This is a genomic window from Photobacterium pectinilyticum (genome assembly GCF_024357955.1).
GTDB lineage: Bacteria > Pseudomonadota > Gammaproteobacteria > Enterobacterales > Vibrionaceae > Photobacterium > Photobacterium pectinilyticum.
On the sequence record NZ_JANEYT010000156.1, the window covers coordinates 1 to 2492 of the forward strand.

Here is a 2492-nt window from a genome sequence, read left to right on the forward strand (position 1 = left end):
GGCTGTGATATCAGCGATCTGCTGCCCTATAGCAAAGGGCCCTTCAATAGCTAGGTGGGTAGAATTACCCGCTTACCTTCATACTAAGCTAACGTGTTAAAAAATTGGCATAAACGTTTACGAACGAAGCGAAAATGCCAAGCGTTTTTAGTCACGGTTGAGCGCTTTGTTATGATGCTTCAACGACGTTTTCCACTGGCTTAAATATACACACTGCACCACCATTGGTTAGACTCACATCGAAGCGTAAATCACAATTTAATGCTATGAACATTACTGGAAGCTGCTCATTCCCAAATGAGTTTGGGAGAAAAGCTATTTTGCTTCCTTCCTTACACTTAGCTGCATTGTCAGCCGCCTTCCAGCTTTTAGCTGTACACAGCGTATCTTGATTAATATCGACAGCGAGTACTTGCAGTGGGCTAAGTAAAGTAATAGATGCGAACAGCAGCTTGTTGATAATTTGCATATAGAAAACTTCCTGTATTCATAAATGTAATAAATTTGAACTGTTAATTGCTTATAAAGATCACAGCTTTATATCTTGAATCATTCTTCTTATCCAATCTACTTTACAGCAATGCCTTCGGTTTAAGGTTTTGATTGTATAGGTTATTTTTTCTGTGTTCAGTGGGATAGGTTGAATTTTTCAATATATCATTATCTTCTATATCAAAAAGCTGTTTGTAAGCCCCATCAGGTATAGTGTGGTTATGCCGCAAACAGGAGTGCTGAGTTAGGATCTCCGTCAGCACTCATTACCTTTAGCATTATGACTATCAACTTTTCCGGTCGCCATTTTCCTTCCGACATCATCCTCCTCGTTGTGCGCTATTACGTTTCTTATAAACTCAGCTACCGTGAAATCGAAGAGATCATGGCAGAGCGGATCACTCAACTAAAATATGCGCCACTGTTGGAGCATCGAGCTCGCGGAAGAAAGAAGCCTGTCGCCTCTTCGTGGCGGATGGACGAGACTTACATTAACGTCAAAGGTCAGTGGAAGTATTACTACCGAGCCGTAGATAAGCACGGTAACATCATCGACTTTTTACTCTGTGACCGCCGCGACGAAAAGGCGGCTCGAGCCTTTTTCACCAAGGCCATAGGGCAGAACGGCTTACCTGACAAAGTGCCAACGCATTGGCTCTACACAATATCAATATCCAACTCTGGCTAGCAGGGATGATACTCAGCTTGATTGAAGTGCTTCAGGTTAAGTACCTGAACAATATTGTCGAGCAAAGTCATCGAAAAGTGAAAGGCAAAATGCATCAGTGCTTAGGGTGGAAATCAGATGAAGGTGCAAAGGCTACATTGGCAGGTATTGAGCTGTGGTCAATAATTAAGAACCAGCAAGATAATCATGACGAGATGCCAGCTTGGGAACAGTTTTATAACCTAGCAGCCTAGTTGTATTTGGAAAACAGTCATTTGTACTTCAGTATAATTTTGCGACAAAACCGTTGATGAGGGGGCATATATTTATGGAGAACGTTTAGATGATGTTACTAAACAAGTTAAGCTTGCTTTAAATCGTTAATGCCTCACTTGTAACGTTTACGATTAAACATAACACCCGTAAACCGATTTGCAGAAAGGTCGCCAATGGCGGCCTTTCTTGTCTTTGGTTGTTACATGATCACGCTCGTTCGTGGCTGATGAAGTATAACCACCATTGCATTAAAAATAGTAAAACAATATTTCATTTTGTGTTGAATTATTGATATTTTTGTAGATAATACTCTGAGCTTATTCTTATTTATAAGCTATTTGAATAGCCGTCATAGCTAATACCAGCCATAGCTATGACGGCTTTTTTACGCTTGTGATTTGCATTTTAGGTATCTGAAAGGCCAAAGTGAATTCGAGTCACTCACCGATTTTGTGGATAGGTAACTATCGTCCGAACGTTACACCTTCACGCCCGTTCGTGGCCAATTCAACATAACCACCACTAACGTACCGCGTTTTTTGGGGGGGCAGACGTGGCACTTAAAAATGGGATAAACAGGAGGAGGTTCTGGTTTCGATGCTAGGTTTAGCTTAAGAGCCTTTGTGAAAAAGTCGAATAAGACTCCAAAGCAAGAGATAGAGTTGGTTAGAGAGAAAAAGGTGAAATTATGAGTTTATCTGCATTAAAAAAGAATGCCCTTCAAAATCCAGAAGTAAAGAAAGCTTATGATGATTTAGGCCCTGAGTTTGAGTTTATTAGTTCTCTTATAATGATGAGAAAAAAATCAGGGTTAACTCAAGGTGAAGTCGCCGAAAGAATGGGGACAAAAGCTCCGAATATTTCTCGTTTAGAATCAGGCCGCTCAAATCCCAGCCTTAAAACTTTAGTTAGTTATGCCCAAGCATGCGGGTTTAAATTATATCTCGGTTTCACACATGCCTAATCACTGAGATAATTAACCATAACCCCCGAATAAGAACCGGACATACAACGAGCATGCAGGAGATACTTTGCATTTAGAGCATAGACTAATAGG

At 40.7% G+C, this 2492-nt stretch carries 2 protein-coding genes and 1 pseudogene; 2 read left to right on the forward strand and 1 reads right to left on the reverse strand.

What is annotated here, in order from left to right; genetic code table 11:
• Window positions 1-169: 169 nt before the first annotated feature.
• On the reverse strand, window positions 170-469 hold the full coding sequence (locus NHN17_RS25540; protein WP_255045482.1) for a hypothetical protein: 300 nt from the start codon (window positions 467-469) through the stop codon (window positions 170-172).
• A gap of 303 nt (window positions 470-772) precedes the next feature.
• On the opposite strand from NHN17_RS25540, the pseudogene NHN17_RS25545 reads away from it, so the two are divergent.
• Window positions 773-1413, forward strand: a pseudogene (locus NHN17_RS25545) (IS6 family transposase).
• Window positions 1414-2123: 710 nt separating this feature from the next.
• Window positions 2124-2399, forward strand: coding sequence for a helix-turn-helix domain-containing protein (locus NHN17_RS25550; protein ID WP_255045483.1), 276 nt, complete (start codon window positions 2124-2126; stop codon window positions 2397-2399).
• Window positions 2400-2492 lie beyond the last annotated feature (93 nt).